Source organism: Mycoplasma sp. CSL10137 (assembly GCF_017116845.1).
Taxonomy (GTDB): Bacteria; Bacillota_I; Bacilli_A; order Mycoplasmatales; family Metamycoplasmataceae; genus Mycoplasmopsis.
Window position 1 is genome coordinate 91,249 of record NZ_JAFIRE010000001.1, and the last position, 21,913, is coordinate 113,161.

The window sequence follows — 21,913 nt, forward strand, 5'->3', positions numbered from 1 at the left end:
AAAGCGAAATAATTAACTTCATAAATAATAACACATTTTTAAATATTTACAAATACGATAATTGTATACTAAACTAAGGTTAATTTTTTAGTAATTTTTTATAAAATTTTTCAGTTTTTTTTAAATAAAAATCAATTTTTTGGCACTAACCAAATGTGAAAACTTTCCCACAAAAAGCTTAAAAAATCAATTTTTTATAAAACGAATATAAAAAATGAGTAAAATAATATGAGATATATAGTAAATATATCTTTATTTACAAAAAATACAATACAAAATAAATAAAAACATTAATAAGAGGTTAAATATTATGAGGTTTAAAACAATATGATTTAAAGGATTAGCAATATCTTTACCATTAGTTGCAATAGCAACTACAGTTATAAGTTGTGGCGCTAATACTAATGGTACAAATAAAAATAAGGAAAATGTAGATAACAGTTTAAATACCGAAGATAAATTAGATAGCAAAGATACTCCTGCAGAAGGTGGTGCGACAACTGATACTGAAAATCCAAAACAAGAATCGGGAGAAGAAACTCCACCAACAACCGGTAACGACAATCCAAAACAAGATTCTGAAGGAACAGAAACTTCTGGCGGGAAAAATACTAAAACTCCATCAACAATTGATACTGAAAATCCAAAACAAGATTCTAAAGAAACAAAACAAGAATCGGGAGAAGAAACTCCACCAACAACCGGTACCGACAATCCAAAACAAGGTTCTGAAGGAACAAAACAAGAATCGGGAGAAGTAACTCCACCAACAACCGGTACCGACAATCCAAAACAAGATTCTGAAGAAACAGAAACTTCTGGTGGGAAAAATACTAAAACTCCACCAACAACCGGTACCGACAATCCAAAACAAGGTTCTGAAGGGGAACAAAACAAGAATCGGGAGAAGAAACTCCACCAACAACCGGTACCGACAATCCAAAACAAGATTCTGAAGGAACAAAACAAGAATCGGGAGAAGAAACTCCACCAACAACCGGTACCGACAATCCAAAACAAGATTCTGAAGGAACAGAAACTTCTGGCGGGAAAAATACTAAAACTCCATTAACAACTGATACTGAAAATCCAAAACAAGATTCTGAAGAAACAAAACATGAACCAGAAACAGATGATAAAAAAGATGAAACTAATGTGGAACAACCTGAAGAAGATCTTAAAAATGAAATTAATGAAATTAAAAATTACATAAATAGCGAAAATCAAAAATTAGACGAAATATTTCAAACTCAAAAAGAGAGGGTAACTTCTAAATTAAATGATTTTAATTTAGAAGGTGATAAAACAAGAGAAGAATTGACAACTATGAGAGACGAAATTTCAACATTTAAAACAAATTTTGTCGAATTCATTAAAAAAACAACTTCTATAAAAGAAATTATCGCATCTAGTGATGAATATCAAACATTAAGTCTTGATGAGTTATCAAATAAATTTAAAGATGAATCTAGTGCAATTACTATTAAAATTGATGAATTAGATAAAAAAACAGATTATATTAATGATAAAAAAGATACATTTTTTAATTGAGAATTAAATGAAGGTACATATAGTAAAAATTCAAATAAGGAAAGATATACAAATAATCCTGAAATTCAAGAAAAATTAAATGAAACAACAGGACTTAAAAATATGTTTGCTGCATTATTAGGTTATGATGGAAATTACTCTGATCTATATAACAAAGATGGTTGAATAATTAAAAAAGAAAATTTAAGTTCGGCTTATGATAATTGAGATTGAAAATATAAAGATGGTTATGAATTTAATGAAGGATTACATCCAAGACTTTTAGAAAATTGACTAATATTTAATTGAGATTTTAACGACCGTAATCCAAAATTTGGTGATGATAATAATCAAATTAATATTAAAATAAATGAATTATACAATGAACTTGTAAATACAAATGATTTAGAAAAATTTAAGAAAGCACAATTTGATGGGTTAGCAAGTAGAGTTAGTCATTTTAACAAATTAATAAAAAATCCAGAACAAATGACTGAAGAAAAGACAAAAATGGCGAAAGAATATTCAGAAGCTTACTTGTCATCATATTTAAACTTAGCTATTGAAAAATATGAATCTAAAAAAATATTAACTGAAAAGTTAGAAAAACTTACAACAAATATAGAAACTTTAAAACAAGTTAATGATTTCTTAAACGAAACTAGTGTTAAAGATCAAGCAACAGAAACTCAACAATAATTAAATGACATTCACAACAAATGTTGTGAATTTTTTATATTAATAATTTATAATTATTTTACTAAAGGTTAAATTAAGGAGAAATACATATGGATAAAAGAACAGAATCATTTAAACAACGTTTAATTAAATATCTTGAAATTGATGCGATGTCAAGATATGAAGAACCGGTTGCAGAAGAATTAAGAAATAATATAATAAAAGAACAATTTGAAGTCATAAGAGATAAATTTGGTTCAATTATTTTTCATAAAAAATCAAATAATCCGAATGCACCTAAAGTTATGATAGCTGCACACATGGATGAAATCGGATATATAGTAAGAAGTATAGATAAAAAAGGTCAGTTATTATTAAGTCCTATCGGCGGAATATGAGCTTCTACAATAATAGGAACAAAAGCTAAATTAGTTACAAGTGAAGGTGAAAGTATGATTGGCGTATTTGGGCACACAAGTATACACATCATGGAATCTTCAAAAGTGTCAAAAGCTATAACAAATGATGAAATATATGCTGACTTCGGTTTTAAAAATAAAGAAGAAGCTATTGAAAATGGTGTTGAAATTGGTGATAGAGTATATATTTCAGGTGAAACAATTTTATTCAAAAACCAAGATTTAGTTGGCGGAAAAGCTATGGATAACCGTGCCGGTGTTACTATTTTGGAATTTTTAGCTAATCAAGTTGCTTATTTATATTTAGACATAGATTTATATTTAGTAGGAACAGTACAAGAAGAGGTTGGAACGCGTGGAGCCAAAACTTCAGTTTCAATGATTAATCCAGATATCGCCATCGCTTTGGATACAACTTCTTCGCATGATACAATTGGAACAATTGAAGGTACAACAGCTTTATTTAAAGGTGCTGCTCTTAGGGTTAAAGATGGCGGAACATTAATGGATACTAAATTAGTGCAATTTATATTTAATTTAGCAAAAAAACATAATATTAATGCTTATAAATTTGTAGCCGCAGGCGGAGGAACAGACGCTAAAGAATTACAATACGCTCAAGGCGGAGCTGCAACAATTACTTTATCTTTACCACAAAGATATTTACATAGCCCAATTGGTGTTATAGCAATTTCTGATTTACTAGCAACACTTGATTTATTGGATAATTTTGTAAAAGAAATGAATCAAAATATTTACCAAAAAGAAATTAAATATTCATAAAAAACTCATTTTATGTCTAAAAATACTTAATTTTTTCATATAATTTAAAATATATTAATATATGATAAAATAATATTAATAAACACAATAAAGGAGAAAATATGATCGAACTTAGTGGAGGAGCATTAGCCGGAATAATAATCGGTTTAATAATTGGGATAGGTTTTGCGGTAGGTTTAACAACATTCTTTTTAACTAAAAAAATGTTCGAAAAACAATTAAAAGAAAATCCACCAATTAATGAAAAAATGATTCGTATTATGTTCTCACAAATGGGACGTAAAGCGAGTGAAACACAAATTAGACAAATAATGCGTTCAATGCAACAACAAAAATAAAATTCATTATTTAGTTAATGAGTTTTTTAATTTAAAAGGAAATATGAATTTAGTTATAAAATTAAAAAGATTTTTTAGAAGAAGTTTTATTAACAACTTCTTTAGTAATATAATTAGGTGAAGAAATAAAATACCACAATTAAAATATATTTTATTATCTTATATATTAATTATTTTTATTTTTAGTTTATTGTTGTGAAGCCCGGTTACGCAAACAAATCCAAGTGAGAATTGAACAAATGCCACTTCGTATGTTAATGCATTATTTACAACAGCTAGCGCTTTTAGTGATACAGGATTAGCTGTTTATGATACCTTTAGTCATTGAAATATGCTCGGACAATCTATAATAGCAATTTTAATTTTAATGGGTGGTGTTGGTATATTTGCACTAAAATTCTTTGTTTTAGGTTATCTTTTTCAACGAAATAATAGTTCTGTTATATCGGTTAAGATGCTCCAAAGTGAACGTGGTAGCGCAAAGTTTAATCAAACTACAAAATTAGTTATTTACTCTGTTAAATTTTTATTAATAACCATATTAATATCTGGTTTTCTAATGAGTTTTTACTTTTATTTTGTTAGTCCTATACAAACTAAAGGTATTGAATTGTTGTTAACTGATGCTAGTGGTCAAAAAAAATATATCGATCCAACAGGAGATTGATCTCTTGCATTTAGATTTGGTTTTTTTCACACCATTTCAGCAATTAATAATGCAGGATTTGACATTATTTCTGGTAATTCTTTATTACCATATTATCAAAATTATTTTTTACAAATTTGATTTATTATTTTACTAATAATAGGAGGTATAGGTTACCCCGCATTATACGATATAAAACGTTATATTAGACATAAATTGAATAAAAATAAAGAAAAATATCGTTTTACTTTATTTACAAAAATATCTATAATTTCTTATTTTTTAATTTTTGTAGTTGGTTTAATTATGATTTTATCTTTTGAATTAACTAGTTACGGGCTAAATGATTTATGAAATAAATATTATATACCTAGTGAAAATTTTAAAGATTATTTAGAGTGATTAAAATATAGTAAAAGTAATTCAGTTATGGCAAAAGAGATGTTGAGTGATAATTTTGATTCTTCAAATTTAGAAGGAATTCATAAACAGATATGAGATCTAATCAATAAAGTAGATTCAAAAGGAAATTCTTTAAAAACCTTTTTAGATTATGGTCATTTATATGGTTCAAAATTTGATCGTATATTTGCATTGGTATTTTCTGCATTCTCAACAAGAAGCGCCGGATTTGCAACTATTAATATGAGACATTTAACACACGGAAGCAGTATTACAATAATTATTATGATGTTTATAGGTGCTGCACCTTCCTCAACTGGTGGTGGAATTAGAACAACAACATTTGCAATTTTAATATTAACTATCTATTCAGTTTTAGTTGGTAATAGTAGAGTAAGGATTTTCAAACGCTCGATTGAAACTAAAACAGTGTTTATGTCTACACAAGTTTTTGTTATTGCTTTATTATTATTAATTGTTGCTACAATGTTTTTAATAACATCTCTCGATACATATGGAGGTTTAATACCAACATCAGAGTTGTTAACGGAAAAAGATGAATTAAACATATATAGAGAAAACTATCAAATTGAACATTTACTATTTGAAGTTGCTAGTGCTTTCGGTACAACAGGATTAAGCTCAGGAATTACTAAAAATTTAAATAATTTTTCAAAAATTATGATTATACTTATAATGTTCATTGGACAATTCGGAATTTCATCAACTTTATTAGTTTGAAAGAGAAAAAAATCTAAAGATAGAAATTATGAATATATTGATTCTGATGTAGCGATAGGTTAGGAGAAAAATGAAATTAAAATATTTAGATGACATAGCCGTAATCGGATTAGGTCGTTTTGGTCAATCCGTTGTAGATCAGCTTTTAAAATTAGGTAAAAACATCACAATAATTGATAAAAGTGAAGAACGACTAAAATTATACGAAGAAGATGCTGATAATATCTTAATTGGTGATGCAGCAGAAACTAAATTTTTAAAAAGTATTGATATTGATAAAATCGGTACTGTTGTTGTTGCTGTACCTAATAATATAGAAATAGTTGCAGCTCTAATCGAGATGAAAGTTCCTAACTTAATAGTTAGAGCTACAAGTAGAAGGCATGCGAAAGTATTAAAATTAATTGGAGCGCACGTTATTATTAGGCCCGAATATGAAGCCGGAAAGCGTGCTGCACTTATTTCTGCCAATACAAATTTTCTTAGATATAGCGAAAATTTACAAGAGTTAGGCGATGATTTTGTGCTTGGTACTACACAAGTAAAAAATCCGGATTTATTTGATAAAAAAATTAAAGATTTATCTTTAAATCAACGTGGTATAACAATTGTTTTAATTAAAAATAAATCTAAAAACGCTAGACCTACAGGAGATTCTTTATTAAAAAAAGATGATCTTATTACTGTAATCGGAGAAATCCAAGATGTAACGCAAGCGTTCCAATGATTTAATAAAGAATAATGAAACTTAAAAAGACGTAATTTAGGCGTCTTTTTTTATTTTAATTTGTGAAAATTAACCATAAAATCTTAAAAAAACAAAAAAATACTATAAAAAAAATTATTTGTGTGTATAAGTGGTAAAATATTATTGGATAGTGGGAGGAAGTGGTAAAAATGTTAGGACAACAACTAAGAAACATTGATTCCAAAAATCGAGTGGTATTGCCCCCTGTTTTTAAAGAAAAATTGGGTGATGAATTTATACTTACGATTGGTTTTGATGGTAATGCAGAATTAAGAACAAAAGAAGCTTTTAATGAATATTTAAAATTATTTGAAAATAAAAGTTTTTTTGATAAAAGTGTCCGTAATTTAACTAGATTAATTATGGGGAATGCATTTGAAATTAAATTAGATTCAATGAGTAGAATTAGTTTACCTAAAAAAATTATCGAAAAACTAACTATCCAAAAAGAAGTAATTTTTGTCGGTGTAGGTTCAATGGTTGAACTATGATCTAAAGAAATGTTTGAAGAATTTGAAAACCAATATAATCCAGATGATTTATCAAAATTAGCACAGGAAATTTCAACTTTAAATGAACGATAGTAAAGAACATTACCCCGTATTATTAAAAGAAACAATTAGTTCGTTAAATATAAAACCTAATGGTATATATGTGGACTTAACTCTTGGTATGGGTGGACATTCTTCTGAAATTTTAAAACATTTAACAACTGGACATTTATATTCGTTCGATAAAGATTCATTTGCTATTGAAAAGTCTTACGAAAGATTAAGTAAAATATCAAATAACTTTACCCTAATTAAAAGTGATTTCAAAGATATAAAATCAAAGTTAGAAGAATTGAATATATATAAAGTGGATGGTATAATAGCTGATTTAGGTATTTCGTCTCCTCAAATCGATAACAAAGAAAGAGGTTTTAGTTACAACAAAGACGCACAACTAGATATGAGAATGGATCAAGAACAAGAACTTGATGCTAAATATATAGTTAATCAATATTCACAAAGTGATTTGGAAAATATACTATGAAAATATGCTGATGTTAAACTCTCAAAAAGAGTTGCGAAGGCTATTGTAGATAATAGACCAATTAATGGCACTTTAGAACTTGTTGAAGTAATAAAAAGTGCTTATCCAGCGGCATTATTAAGGCAAAAAAATCCTGCAAAAGCTGTTTTTCAAGCTATCAGAATTGAAGTTAATAATGAACTAAGTTCATTAGAAACGATGCTGAGTGATGCTATAAAATTACTTAAGCCTAATTCAACACTATCAATAATTACTTTTCATTCGATCGAAGATAGAATTGTTAAAAACTTTTTTAAGTCACTGACAATATCGAAAATACCTTCAAAACTACCAATTATGGAAGTTAAGAAGTATCAAACTAGACAAATTTCGCCATCAAAAAGTGAAATTGAAGAAAATAGGCGCTCAAAAAGTGCTAAATTAAGAATCATAACAAAAAATGAATAACATCGTGTGGGAGGGTATTATATGTATTACAAAACTTTTATAAGTTTTAAGATAAATAAGGATAATATCATCCTTTCAGTTATTCAACAAATTGATAAAAATTATATTCAAGTCGAATCAGAAAAGAAAATAGAATATAATAATTTCTTAAATGATTCGTTATCTATAATTGAACAAAATTTGATTAATCTATTAAAAAAATATCATAAAAATGACAAAAAAATTAATTTAATATTCTCCGATCAAATTTTTGATTACAAATACAAGCATCAAATAAATATTATTAATGATAATAATGTATCAATAAATGATAAATTAGTAATTTGTGAAAATGAAGTTTTATTAAATGAAAATGTATACAAATATAAATTATATTTTGATGATGGTTGAACAAAAGAGTACAAAATTTTACCAATTGATAAAAAACATTCTTCAGCAGAGGAATATAAATCAAGATTATATATAAACACAAATCAAAATACAAAAAATTATTTTATTAAGCTTAAAAATATATTAAATGCATTTAAACAAACTAAATGACAAAATTATTATTTCTATTTGGAAAACCAATTGTTAGCTAATAAACTTTTACCTTATAAAGGTAACCAAATAATGGTTCATGTATTAAGAGATAAAATATTACTAAATATAGTCAAAAATGGAATTATATATGCTGAAAAAATAATAAATAATGGAACTGATTTATTATTTGAAAATAGCAAACTACAAAATATTGATAAAAATATTTTAGATTCAAGATTAAATTCAATTCTTGATAAAAAATTCCATCAACAATTTATAAACTTTGATGAAATAAATAGTATTTTAGAAAATAATATTAGCAAACTTTACATAGCTTTAGATTCTTATATAAAAGCATTCATCCTTAAATTAATTAAAAATGCAAAAAAAGCTAAAATTTGATTGCATTCTGATAACAATAATTTATTACCTTATTGAGTTGTGTCGCTTAAAAATAAAAATGACGATTTTTATTCAAATTGTGATTTCAATTCTTTATTTCCATATATTAGAAACGAACAATTTAGTTTAATTAGTGATTTAGACTTTTCATTTCAACAAGCTGTTTTAGCTTCAAATAACAATGAAATAGATGATTATTCGCATTTGCAAACCATAACAAGTGAGTTTAATATAGAAAAAGTAAAAAATAAACCCTTCCTTACAGTATTTAAATCTTGATTTTCTATTAATAAATAGACTTATATGAAACAACATAAAACTTTAGTTATAAATTTTGGTAAAGAAAGCATTCAAATAGTAGATCATTTAATCAAAATAAATTCATTAATAAAAGAATTTGAATATATTGCAATTGATAGCGATTTCGAAACATTAAATAATACTAAACTAGAAAATAAAATATTGGTTAATAATTGAAAATCTGATCAATTCATCAATTATTTGCACCTAGAACCATTTATTATTGGTTCAGATACAATATTTTTATTAGTTAATTTAAATGCTGCAAATTTATTAGCAGTAAAAGAATTTGTTTCGCTCCTTTCATCTTTAAATAAAAAAGTTAATTTAATTTCATTTTATAATCACTCCGATTTCGATCAAATAAAAAAACATTTTTTTAACGAAATGTGTTCTATATATTTGATAAATAATGAAAACTATCAAGAACAATTAGAATTTTTTAATGAAGAAGATATTTTAAAATTAAAATCTATTATAGTAAATGATTATTTAAAATTTTATTATCATATGCATAATAATAACTATATAGAAGATAAAGAAAACATTTTTAATAAGTTTAATAATTCGAATAAAATAAACATTATTACCGCTTGAGCTTTTGGTTCGAGAAGAGTTACTAAAATTTTAGATAAATTATTGAAATATAAGGATAGTTTTTTTGATAATTTAAATCAAGCAATAGTAGTTATTGAACATAGTTCTGATTTTACGCTTGATGAATTATATATATTAAAAGAAAATTTAAAATCTAAATTTAATTTAGAACCTAAATTAATTCTTGTAAAAAATAATGACACTAAAATCAAACTTACGATTTTTATGAACGCAGAATATAAAAATATTAATGAACAAAAAGATATTTTGGATGAGCCTATGCAATTTATTGAAGAAATTTCGTATAATTTAACTGATGCAAATGGCTTTGAAGAAGATGATTTTATCATAAATTATGATGATAACGAAGGAAAAGAACAAATAATAATTGATTATAACGATACTTCAGATATTGAATTTTAATAAGAATATTTAGATTTAATGAGAGTTAGATTAGTAATAATTACTTGATGTTTCGAAGAGTAATTAAAAATAATTTAATTGTTAAAAACTCACAGCCTTTATAGCTGCGAGTTTTTAATATTATTGCCACGTTATATTTTTATTTTTTCTATTTTAAAAATAAATAATATATTTAAATTTTATAAAAAATACTTTTTCCCCTATATAATATTAGTTTTTGCTTATAAATTATTTTATTTAAATAGTTAAATTTCATTATAATATAGTTAATCAAATAAAGAATAAACAAAAATTAAGGGAGAAAATTATGAAAAAATTACTAGCTATTATAGCTTCAACGTTTCCTATAATAGCGCTCAGTTCATGCGTTGGTCAATCTCCGCAGGTAAACGCAGATGAGCCTAATAATGAAGATAAATTAGGAATTGAAAAATTAAATGTATATGAAGATTTAGATTTTAATAATATTAAAGATTCTATTCAAAATACTTTTGAATTAGATCCAGAAACATTAGAATACAAGAAAACTCAATTTAATTCATTTCTTGATGATATAAAACAAACAGCAGAAGATGAAAGTCCTACCTTTTATTTTAACAGAAATGCTGGTCAAGTTTGAAACACAAGTATGCAACATGCTATTGCTACTTTAAATTATTCTAATAAAATCAAAAACGATAAAACAAAGATTGTTTATGTAGGTGATCAGGATGTTTTAGAAGAAAACAAAAGATTTAATTTAAATTATTTACAAGAAAAATATAAAAATAGTATTAAATTAGAAAATCACCAATTAAATGTCGCAGATGGTAAATTTTCATATGTATATAAAACAGAAATTTTGGACTACTATGATACTTTAGAAAATTATAGAGTTATACCAACTAAAACATTTTTAGAATATGTTTTTAAACCGTTTTTAAAAGCGAATAAAGAAAACAAGTTTAACGTAGTTATTCCAGATATTTCATTTACGGGTTTACGTCCAGATGCTAGAGAGTATTTGTTAAAACATGCTAAAAAAATAGTTATTATCTCAGATGGTAATGCACAACTAGCTAAATTTATTCCGGAATATTTTTATTATGTATCAAATAAAAAAGAACCCGAAGATATAAAAAATATAGAACAAGCTTTTGATACAAAAAATGGAATTAATAAATTTAACGCAAGGGAATATTATAGATTAAAAGAAAAAGTTAAAATTTTTAATTTTCAAGGTAATTATAGTGTTAGTCTTAACAAAATATTTGATAAGTTAGGTAAATCATGGGCTAAGATTAATGTTAATTCATATCCTACAAGTTTAAATAAATTAGAAAAAGAAGGATGGTTAAAAGGAACTGATTATCTTAAAGATATTTTAATAGTCAATAATTTAATGAAAAATAGTACTGATAGTACTCCGAAATCATTAAAGGATTTGATGGTTTTAAATAGTGATAAATATGATGCTAATAAAAAGAATATGGTTTTTATGGGTTCATCTCTTTTTAGAAATGGTGCTTATTCAGAAAATAAAAAATTGAGAGATAAAGCAATAGCGTATTTTGCAAAAATCGAAGAACTTTATCCTCGTAGTGAATATAATTATCTTTTTAAATTACATCCATATTATAAACCAAACCAATCATTAAATTATGTTAAAATGCTTCTTGGTAAAGATGATGTTTCTGATTATATTATTTTAGACCCTTCTGTTTCGTGAGAAAACATGTTATCTCTTGACTATTCTAATTTAGAAAATAATAGTGGTGAATCTGTTTTATTTAAAAGACAAAATGATAAAATAATTCCTAATATGAAATTATTTACACTTCAAGCAACAACAACTGTCTTAATGTCTACAATGCAATTTATCGAACAAACACTTGATGGTTACGATTCGCTTGATTCAAAGCGTGAAGTTGTTGATCCAAGTATTATTCCTTTAAATGAAGAGATAAATATAATCAATCGAGAAAATGAAGATAAAAAAGACTATTATAAAATAAATTACAATAATTTATATGGTATTTATAAGTGAAATTTAACAAGTAATGATTTTTATCCTATTACCGAATTTAAACCACTAAGTGAGTTTTTAGAACAAAAGAAAAAGAACTAATTATTAAAAACCTATATCAAGTTAATGGTATAGGTTTTTAATATATTTTTATCTTAATTTTAGTTTAAAGTTATTTGCACATATTTATTTCATTTTTTATATTTGTAATACATTTTTTTAAAATTTAATGACGAAAAACTGTAAATATAAATTATTATATGTCAATTTAGCAAAACACTTATTTGCAATCCTAACCATTTTGCTTGTGACAATAATAGTTTTTATGTTTTAAAAGATAGCGAAAAATACAAAATAACGTAAATACTTCACAAGATGATTTTAAGTTTAAAAAGAAACCTCTATTAGAAAATAAGAGATGTAAATATAATGAAAAAATATACTTAAAGTTGATAATAATAAAATACGTTCTGATTATTTAAATGTATAAATTGATAATAGAGTTAATAAATAACCGGACGATTCAAACTAAAGCCAAAAATATTCATAGTTAGTTAGCTAAAAACCACAAATTTTGTAAATAGACATTTAAAGAAAAAATCGGTTTATTTATAAAACTAATAAGTAGTATTATAAAGAATATAAAAAATAAGCTTTAATAAGCTTAAAAAGCAAAAATAATAAACAAGCATTTTTACTTTTTATTTTTATACATAAAATAATTAGTATTAAATAATTTTATTTTTTAAAAATTGTTATAATAATATTACTTATGAAAATAATAGCTAGCAATAAACAAGCTTTTAGAGACTACGAAATATTAGATCGTTTAGAAGTAGGAATATCTTTATTAGGGTGAGAAATAAAATCTGCACGTGCTTCTCAAGTATCTTTAGATAACGCTTTTTGTTCTATTTATAAAAATGAACTTTATTTAAAAGAATCTTTTTTTAAACAGTATATGTTATTTAAAGCCGAACCAACACGTGATAGAAAATTGTTAGCTCATAAAAACGAAATTCGTAAGTTAAAACATAAAATGGAGACTCAAAAATTAACTATAGTACCACTTAAATTTTATTTTAACAAGCAATCTAAATTAAAATTAGAGATTGCATTAGCGCGTGGTCTTAAAAAATACGATAAGAGAGAAAAAATACGTAAAGAAGAAGCTCAAAACAAAATTAAATCAACAATTAAATTTTATTAATTGGGGGTATAATGGTTTCGACATATATAGGTTTTATTATATTGCAGTAGTGTTGAGGACTATAATCTCTACTAGGCTTTTTAAACGGAAACGATAAAAAAGAAAACGAAGAATTTAACTTTTCTTCACCAGCGTTTTACGCTAACTCAAATCTTGCATTCGCTTAATATTTAGCGTCAAGTTGTGTTTATGCAACTCCTTTAGTATAAACATAGGTTTTAAAGGATAAAATAAAAGGGTGGTGTCTTTTATTTGAAATTCACTATTTATTTTAAGAATGAGGAATTTTGTTAGTTTAATTACTTAAAATGAATTATTTGCCTCTTTAAAAAATATTCAAAACTAAATAAACTGTAGAAGTATGATAATAATTTATGTGTGGACACGGGTTCGACTCCCGTTACCTCCACCATTTTTTTACATCTTTTTAATGTGGTATTAATTTCACATTTTAACCTAAAAATCGAATAAATTAATAAATTGATATATAATATATTTGCCTTTAGTGAATAAAGGCAAAATTGTTTTATAAATTAAAATCATATTATTATTCTTTCTGTATTGTGTATTATCCTTTTTATTAATATAATGTGTTATATTATTTTGTCCTACTTTGCGGTACTAATGCTTACTGACTACATATTACATAGAATATTCAAATTATAATATAAGTACATAGTTGACTTCACTATGTACTTTTTTATTTAATTTTTAATTAAAAAACACAATAATGTTATTTATTGTGTTTTGCATAATTATTTTTTATTTTTCTTTTTGAAGAATATTACTGCAATTCCTGCTAATATTAATGCACCTAGTGAACCTAGAATTCCACCAACTATCGCACCTGAACTGCTTTTTGGAGTATTTTTGTTTTTGATTTCTTTTGTATTTGGCTTTTCAACATTAGGTTGATTTGTTGAAGTATCGGAAGAATTTGCTGTTTCGTTATTTTCGTTGTTTGTTTCAGGTTCTCTTGTATCGTTACCATGTGAAATATCCGGAACTAATGATTCGTCAATATCATCGATAATATCTTCTGTTGTATCAGCGTTGTTTGGATCAATTTCAATAATTTTTGAACGTAATTCACTATATTTTGTATCTATTTTATCAATTAATAATTGAATACTTTCTTTTGTAGCATCATCTTTATTAACTTCTTGCTCAGTTTCGTCGATTAATTCTTGCATTTGTTGAGTTAATTCTGGGAAACGTAAGTAGTATTTATCAATAAATTTATACCCTCTTTGGTCTTTATGTATTTCGTATTTTCTTGTCAATTGACCTTTTTCGGATGCAACTAATTTTGAAAATAAGTCATTAAATTCTTTATCTAAATTATTAAACTCTTCTACACTAGTGTTTGAATCACTTAATTTTTGTTTCATTTGATCAACTTTTTCTTTTAAAACATTATATGTTTCAGAAGTATAATTATCAGATTTTAGTGAATTAAATTTACTAATATCTAAAGTTACTGATTGTTTTTTATATGGTAAAGTAACTAATTTAGATTTTTTATCATTGTATTCTGCTTCAAGAGAATTTACTATTTCTTCAGTTAAATTATCTTTATCTTTTAAAGCTTCAACGATTTGATTTACTACAAATTGATATGCGTTAAACGATTCTGTTGTGTATAATTCATCTTCATTTGAAAGCAGATTTGTCATTATTTGATCTAATCTATCTGAATCAAATTTAGTTCTTGCACTTGAAGAAATTTTTTCTAAAGAGTTTTTAATAGAATCTATAGTTGATTGTCTAATTTGTTGAGATTTTAGTGTTTCTTTAGCGATTACTTCTAATAAATCATAACTATCTTTATCTGCTTTAATTCATGTTTGGTAGTTTTCTGGTTTTGCATTTACCAAGTTTTGTAATTGTTCTTTATTAGTTTCTTCTGTTTGTTTTTTAGAGATTGGTATTATTTCAACTATAGAAGGTGTTTTATCTTGTCATGAAATATCGAATGATACAACTTTTTCATTTACTAATAAAGGAATTTTAAATTCTACAATGTTATTTGTTAATTTACCTAACTCTTTTTCTGAGTATTGTTTTGTCGAAGTGTTATATACTCTAACTTTAACGGTTGAACCAGAATTGTCACCTTGTGTAATAATTCTTACATCGGCAGCATCATATCTTCCTTTATTAACAATATATGTTAGGTTTCCATTTTTGTTTGCTGGTGTATAGTAACTACTTAAGTTACCATCGATTGTCTTGTCTATTACGTGAGCCGCATCTGTTTCAACGTAATTTGTACCAGTGAATTTAGGGTTTGAGTTTAAGCTAATGTATTCAAAGTCATTTACAACTATCTCATTAAATAATAAAGCACGAGTTGGATAATTTGCTTTAACTAAAAGTTTAATATATCTAGCTTTTGCGTTTTCGATATTTGTATTACCTCATCATCTTACATTTGGGTAGTTCGAATCATTTTCACCTGAATTTATTTTAGATAAATTTGATTCTCTATCTGCATCAGTAACATCGTCACCTATTGTAAATGCTAATTTTCAATCTTTAGGATTATCACTATATGTTGTTGAATATAATACATCTAAATCTCTTGGATAATCAGCTGTACCGTCTGTTGCGTATAATTTAAGTGATCTTAAATCGATTTCTTTACCTAAATCATATACTGCAACATTTCCTTTGGCAGGATTACCACCAAATTTAGTTGTAGTATTAACGTTTCGATCAAATTCTTTATGAGAATGTCTTTGATCTCCTCACCCTTGGTTAATTGCAATATCTGATTTAATTAATTTTCCAAATACTTTTTCTCCTTGTAAAACAAGGTTTAATAGTTTAAAATTAAAGGTTTTAGATTCTGTTTCAGATGTATTTTTGAATCTAATAAATCTAAATCCCAATGAACCTTTTAATGTGCTAAGGTCATCTATTTTTGTTCATGTGTATCCGTCTTTAGAATATTGCAATTCAACTCCTGGTATTTTGTCGTATTCTCCTGTAACGCTGCTAAATTCTAATATATCTTGAACGTCGATACCTATTTCTTTACCTGCTTCAAGTGTTAGTTCGTGTGATTGGCTAGGTTCAGATTCGTGTAATAATTGGAAACCTGTACTTGATTTAGTTGTTCCAAATCCTTCTGTATTACCATTTTTAAGAAGATATTTATTGTCTAATGCGGCTGAATCGTTTCCGACTTTAAATGTACCAATTCTTCATCAAACATTTCTATTTGTATTATTTTTAACTCTAATTCTTTTTGCTTTTACATTGCCTGTAAATGTTTGTGATTTATCGCTGTTACCGCTTTTTTCTCCAAATTTTTGTCATTGTCCATTCTCCACTTCGTATTGAATATCAAAATTTGTTAATATATCACCGCCTGCAGAATTTCCTTGTTGTAATAAAACTTTTGTAATTGTTCTGGGTTCAGGTAATGTAAAAGTTAATGTTGCATCAACTGAAATAGCGTCATTAGACGGAGCTCCTTGGTAGTTTTTTGTTCAAAATTCAGTGGCTTGATTATTGTCAAAAAGAACGTTTGGATTTGTATTTTGATTAGTTGTTCTTACTTCTCTATTTCCGCCGTGTTGTCCATCGTATTTTAGATCTGTATATCAACCGTTTTCTAAGTTAGTTTCTTTAGGTTGGTTAATTACTAAATTAGTAACACGTAGTCATGCACCAAAATTTTCACTTTGGTTATTAACAACTCTAACACCAACAACATTTTCTATGTTTATGTTTTCTATATATACTGGTTCGAAAGGACCGTTTACGTCATTTCTTGTTATATTTGTTTGTCCGTTAAGATCGGTTCATTGACCATCTTTTGTTTTATATTGAACTTTAAAGTTTTTAAAGTGATCGTTTCTATCTCCCATTTTAATAAATAATGTTTTTAAAGTAAATGGTGTTGAAGCATTTGCTCCAAAATAATCACCTTGAACAAATTTTGAATCAGTTCCATCGTGTGCAACTTTTCAAATTTGTTGTTTTTGATTTGAATAATCAAAAATATCACCCGCAGGGCTGTCTACTTGAACAGTTCTGTTTGTTTCAAATTCAAATGTTAGTTTATCCGGAATCAATAATTCTGAGTATTTTTTAGATAAAGCAGCTTGAAGCGATCTAATAAATGGTTGAATATGTTGAACACCTACTTCTGCAATTTCAAAGTGATCTAAATATCAGAATTTATGTGTTTTAGATTCTGAAATTTTATTTAAAGCTTGATTGTAATGGTCTATAAAATTAAATGTGTCTTTAGCTTTATAATCTTTTAAGGCGTCAATATATAATGAAACACCTTTTGATAATTCTTCGAATGATTTAAGTCAATAAATAATTTGCTCTTTCATTTTTTCGTTAGATTTACCGTTTAACATAATATTTGAGTATTTGTTTAAATCATTAAAAATTGTTTGAATTTCGTTTAATTCTTCATCAGTATATGAGTCATTATTTAATTTAGATTTAAATTCATTTAGTTTATCTTTAATATCTACTGATTCTTGCAATGCTACAACACGACCATCCATATTTTGATTAATCATGTGTTTTGATAATTCTCTAAATGCGTTTGACTCTTCATCATCATGTTGTTTGTTAGCTAAAACATATTTAAATGATGCTTCGTAAGATTTCTCTGCTTCATCATCTGTTTGTCAAATATTTCAAGTGTAATCGGCTCCACCAAAAATTGCAACTCTAGAAGGTTGTGATTGTTGCATAGGGTTAAAGATAACACCTTCGATTTTTGAAGCATCAACATTTCTGTGTAAGAATTCTTTATATCCACCTAAAATTAAATGGCTCTTTGAGTTATCAGAACAAGGCCAGTTAATTCATAACATAGGTCCTCTACCAACATTTTGAGTAAATCTATTAGTAAAATCTTGTGATATTTCACCTCAAATTCTACCACCAGTCATTACTATTTGAACTTCTTTAGGGAATGTTCTAAAGTAATCTTGACCATACCCTCCATATTCTTGAACAACATATGGAAGAGTAGTTTTTAATCCTGGATATTCAGGTTGTAACATTTTAAGTCACTCAACAACATCGTCAAGTAATCTTTTTTGCATTTTTTGATTATTATTTCCTGGGAATGGTGTTCCGGCATCATCTGCTAAAATTCCGATTTGACGAACCCCAGCTTTAATAACTTGCAAGAATTTTGCTTTAAGTTGAACTAATGATTGTTCATAATTAGATTCGTTCATTCTTTGTCCAAAAAATGGATGTAAAGTATAAATATAGCGAACCTTTGTTTTATTCCCTGTTTCGGCTAGAGGTTTAATTAAATTTTCAATTTCTTCATCGGTATAAAGTTCTCTTCATTTTGTAGAGTGTTTAGGATCGTTTTTAGGTGCATAGAAATATCCGTTAAGTTTATAGTATGTACCTCATTTCATATAATCAAGTCTATCTTCTAAACTTCATGGATTACCATAGTATCCTTCAATAACTCCACGAGTTGTTACATCTGCATAATCCTCAATTTTAAAGTTTTCAATTTCTCTACCATTTAATTGGTTAAAAATGTGTCAAAGTGTTGTTGCACCATAGAAAGCTGCATCTGTATCTTTTGCTAAAACAGATAAAACATTGTTATTGTTATTAATTTGGTAACTATCTGTTTTTTCGTAAAGTTCTTCGTTTACTTCTGTATTTTGAGATTTAATTAAATTATCTACTAGGTTATCTGCATCACCTTTAATACCTACTAAAATATTTGTTTGACCTTTAACTATATGTTTAGTTATTGTGTATTGTAAGTTCTTGATATCTAATACTTCTTTGAATCTATCAACTGTTGCTTCGTCAATTCCGTTTTCGAAAACTATATTAACATTTTGTGTTAAAAGGTAATTTCCGTCAAGATAATCAATTTTTTGAACTTTAGGATAAATTTCATATGTTTTTCTGTTTGCTACTTGTGTAGGAGAAGTTGTATTTTCTGTTTCTCCAGTTTCAGCCGCACTAATTGAAGCAATTAATCCTGCTGATCCTGCAGCGCTTAAAACATATTTAACTATTTTTTTAATATTCATTTTTATTACCTCATTTGTAAATTTAAATTACATGTTTGCATTAATTATATTAATACATATTAATTAAATCAAATTAATATCTAGCATAATGTTAATGCATTTTATATGCATAAAGATATTTTCATTCTCATATTTATGAATTGTATATGCATCTAATTTGCTAAAAAACATTTTAAAAAAGCCTATTTTTAAACTTTTTTATTAATAAAAATAGAATCTTTTGGTTTTTAATAATAAAAAAGAGCATATTTTATTCATTCACTAAAATAAAAATAGACATTTTTACAAGCCTATTTTTATTAATTTTTTAAAATCTTCTTCAGTTAATAACTTAACATTTAATTTCAAAGCCTTTTCATATTTAGAACCCGGATTTTCACCGTAAAGTAAATATGTAGTTTTCGAAGAAACTGACGAGCTAATTTTGCCGCCATTTTTTTCAATCATTTCTTTAAAATATTCTCTACTTTTACTTAATGTTCCTGTTATTACAAAGTTTAAATTGTCTAGTATATTTGAATCTTGAACTTCTTGTTCATAAATTAAAATACTATCTAAAAATTCTAAAAGATTTCTGTTATCATCTATTTTTATATATTCTCTAATACTTTGAGTAATAATTTCACCTATTGTGTTTATTTGTGTTAATTTTTCTAAATTTATATTGAATAAATCCGTTAATTTTGATATGTCATTAGTTATTAGTTGTGCTACTTGAATTCCTATATTTGGTATACCGATAGAAAATAGTGCTTTAAAAAGTTTAGTAGTTTTTGATACTTCGATTGAATTTAAAATATTATTAAGTTTTTTATTTGTTTTCGATTTAAAACCTGGTATTTGATTTATTTCTTTAGCATATTTTTTTAAATTATATATATCTTTAATGTTTTTTACGTAGCCTAAATCGTAAAATAAACGTATATTTTTTTCGCCTAATGTTTCAATATTCATAGATTTTTTAGATACAAAATGAATTAATTTTTTTATTATTTGTTCCTCACAATTTTGATTTACACAAAATTGATCAACAAAACCTTCTTTTTCTACTAAAATATTGCCACAAGAAGGACAATTTAATATTTTACTAAAAACACCGTTTGTATTTTTTTTATTTAAACCAATTACTTTTGGAATAATTTCTCCTGACTTAATAATTGTGATTTGATCCCCGATATTTACATTTAAATTTCTTATGTATTCATAATTGTGCATAGTAGCATTATTAACGTTTGTTTGATTTAAATTAACTTCATCAAAATTAGCTATATAAGTTATTTTTCCGGTTCTCCCAACAGAGGCGGTTATATTTTTAATGATACTTGTAGCTTCCTGTGTTTCATATTTAAAAGCTATAGCATATTTAGGAAATTTAGAAGTTTTTCCAAGTTGTTCTCAATATTTAATTTGATTTAATTTAATAACATAACCATCACAATCGAACTCAAATTCATTTTTTAGTTCTCTAAAGTTTTCTACAAGTTCAATTAATTGTTCAAAAGAGTCAGCTACCATGATATTCTTATTAGTAGGAAAACCTAAATTGTCTAAAAATTTTTTTACAGAAGACTGTAAATCTATATTATAATCTTGAGCATTTACTAAGTCATATAAAATAATAGATAAATTACGTTCTTTAACAACATTTTTATCTAGTTGTCTAAGTGTACCTGAGGCTGCATTTCTAGGGTTTGCAAAAATCTTTTTATTATTTTTAATGAATTCTTCGTTCAACTTATTATATGTTGATTTAGACATGTAAATTTCTCCGCGAACCTCTAAATCAATGTCCTGATTCAATGAAAGCGGAACACCTTCTATTTGTATAACATTTTCAGTAACATCTTCACCTTCAGTTCCATCACCACGTGTTATAGCTCTAATTAATTTACCTCTAGAGTAGTGCAAAGAAATAGATAATCCGTCAATTTTCGGTTCTAAACAAAAATTGATTTTTGGATTACTTAATGATTTGTTTAAATTATTATAATATCTCAACAAATCATTTTCAGAATAAGCTTTTTCTAAAGATAACATAGGGTTTTTGTGAACAAATTTACTAAATTTATTACTTGCATAGGAACCTAAATTGAGTGTAGGAGAATTTTCTAAAATATACTGAGGATATTGTTTTTCTAATAAAATTAATTCTTGTAAATTTTTATCATAAACTAAATCTTCTACACTTGGTTCGTTGAGTTGGAAATATTCATAATTTCATTTATTAATTTTTTTAACTAATTGCTCAATTTTTAATTGAATTTTTTTATTCTCTTTCATTAGGTTACCTCTAATATTGTTTAATATTTAAATTATATATTAAATATAATTTTTATTATTTTTTGAAAATAAAAATATAAAGTGCAGCCTACATACACTTTATATTAGTGTGTTATAAATATAAGAAATATTTTTTTAAACATAATCACATAAAATATTTAATTTTAAAATTTTCATGATTTTAATTTACTAAAATAAATAACAAACAATAGAATAATACATTAAAGGAGTGTGTGAAGAAAGATAACCTTATTAATAATTTTATGGAATATTTACAACACATAAATAATTTTAACTAGTTGGTTTTATTTTTGGTTAATATAATTATTTTATGCAAACAAAATTTATTATTTT

Annotated in this window: 14 protein-coding genes and 1 other RNA gene; 13 read left to right on the plus strand and 2 right to left on the minus strand. The window is 25.7% G+C overall.

Features of this window, described 5'->3' with window-relative positions; genetic code table 4:
* Nucleotides 1-310 precede the first annotated feature (310 nt).
* The 13 genes from JXZ92_RS00275 (at nucleotide 311) to ssrA (ending at nucleotide 13,638) form a co-directional block, all read left to right on the plus strand.
* Nucleotides 311-1,072 carry a hypothetical protein gene (locus JXZ92_RS00275; RefSeq protein ID WP_205851759.1) on the plus strand — a complete coding sequence of 254 codons (762 nt, stop codon included), beginning with the start codon at nucleotides 311-313 and terminating at the stop codon, nucleotides 1,070-1,072.
* An 83-nt stretch (nucleotides 1,073-1,155) separates the two neighbouring features.
* The gene (locus JXZ92_RS00280; protein ID WP_205851761.1) at nucleotides 1,156-2,229 is read left to right on the plus strand and encodes a hypothetical protein; all 1,074 of its coding nucleotides are present in this window, start codon (nucleotides 1,156-1,158) and stop codon (nucleotides 2,227-2,229) included.
* An 89-nt stretch (nucleotides 2,230-2,318) separates the two neighbouring features.
* On the plus strand, nucleotides 2,319-3,410 hold the full coding sequence (locus JXZ92_RS00285) for a M42 family peptidase (protein WP_205851763.1): 1,092 nt from the start codon (nucleotides 2,319-2,321) through the stop codon (nucleotides 3,408-3,410).
* 101 nt (nucleotides 3,411-3,511) lie between these two features.
* Complete coding sequence (locus tag JXZ92_RS00290) at nucleotides 3,512-3,748, plus strand: YneF family protein (protein WP_205851765.1); 237 nt, start codon at nucleotides 3,512-3,514, stop codon at nucleotides 3,746-3,748.
* 43 nt (nucleotides 3,749-3,791) lie between these two features.
* Nucleotides 3,792-5,600, plus strand: coding sequence for a potassium transporter TrkG (locus JXZ92_RS04030; RefSeq protein ID WP_205851767.1), 1,809 nt, complete (start codon nucleotides 3,792-3,794; stop codon nucleotides 5,598-5,600).
* Between the two features lie 7 nt (nucleotides 5,601-5,607).
* Entirely contained in the window at nucleotides 5,608-6,279 is a 672-nt protein-coding gene (locus tag JXZ92_RS00300; protein ID WP_205851769.1) for a TrkA family potassium uptake protein, read from the plus strand.
* 155 nt (nucleotides 6,280-6,434) lie between these two features.
* A complete protein-coding gene (locus JXZ92_RS00305; protein WP_308699348.1) occupies nucleotides 6,435-6,869 on the plus strand; it encodes a cell division/cell wall cluster transcriptional repressor MraZ in 435 nt (144 codons plus the stop codon).
* Nucleotides 6,859-7,767 (plus strand): 16S rRNA (cytosine(1402)-N(4))-methyltransferase RsmH, encoded by a 909-nt coding sequence (gene rsmH / locus JXZ92_RS00310; protein ID WP_205851772.1) that lies wholly within the window; start codon nucleotides 6,859-6,861, stop codon nucleotides 7,765-7,767. Before JXZ92_RS00305 ends, rsmH begins: the two co-directional genes overlap by 11 nt.
* Before the next feature lie 21 nt (nucleotides 7,768-7,788).
* Nucleotides 7,789-8,988 carry an MAG3720 family protein gene (locus JXZ92_RS00315; protein WP_205851773.1) on the plus strand — a complete coding sequence of 400 codons (1,200 nt, stop codon included), beginning with the start codon at nucleotides 7,789-7,791 and terminating at the stop codon, nucleotides 8,986-8,988.
* 6 nt (nucleotides 8,989-8,994) lie between these two features.
* Nucleotides 8,995-10,011: a hypothetical protein gene (locus tag JXZ92_RS00320; RefSeq protein WP_205851774.1), complete on the plus strand. Its 1,017-nt coding sequence runs from the start codon at nucleotides 8,995-8,997 to the stop codon at nucleotides 10,009-10,011.
* 307 nt (nucleotides 10,012-10,318) lie between these two features.
* Nucleotides 10,319-12,118 carry a hypothetical protein gene (locus JXZ92_RS00325; protein WP_205851775.1) on the plus strand — a complete coding sequence of 600 codons (1,800 nt, stop codon included), beginning with the start codon at nucleotides 10,319-10,321 and terminating at the stop codon, nucleotides 12,116-12,118.
* Between the two features lie 670 nt (nucleotides 12,119-12,788).
* Nucleotides 12,789-13,226, plus strand: coding sequence for an SsrA-binding protein (gene smpB, locus JXZ92_RS00330; RefSeq protein ID WP_205851776.1), 438 nt, complete (start codon nucleotides 12,789-12,791; stop codon nucleotides 13,224-13,226).
* Between the two features lie 2 nt (nucleotides 13,227-13,228).
* Nucleotides 13,229-13,638: a transfer-messenger RNA gene (ssrA, locus tag JXZ92_RS00335) on the plus strand.
* A gap of 343 nt (nucleotides 13,639-13,981) precedes the next feature.
* Here the strand turns inward: ssrA and JXZ92_RS04035 are convergent.
* Nucleotides 13,982-19,279 (minus strand): beta-N-acetylglucosaminidase domain-containing protein, encoded by a 5,298-nt coding sequence (locus tag JXZ92_RS04035; RefSeq protein WP_205851777.1) that lies wholly within the window; start codon nucleotides 19,277-19,279, stop codon nucleotides 13,982-13,984.
* Between the two features lie 282 nt (nucleotides 19,280-19,561).
* Nucleotides 19,562-21,559, minus strand: coding sequence for an NAD-dependent DNA ligase LigA (gene ligA, locus JXZ92_RS00345; protein WP_205851778.1), 1,998 nt, complete (start codon nucleotides 21,557-21,559; stop codon nucleotides 19,562-19,564).
* Between the last annotated feature and the right edge of the window lie 354 nt (nucleotides 21,560-21,913).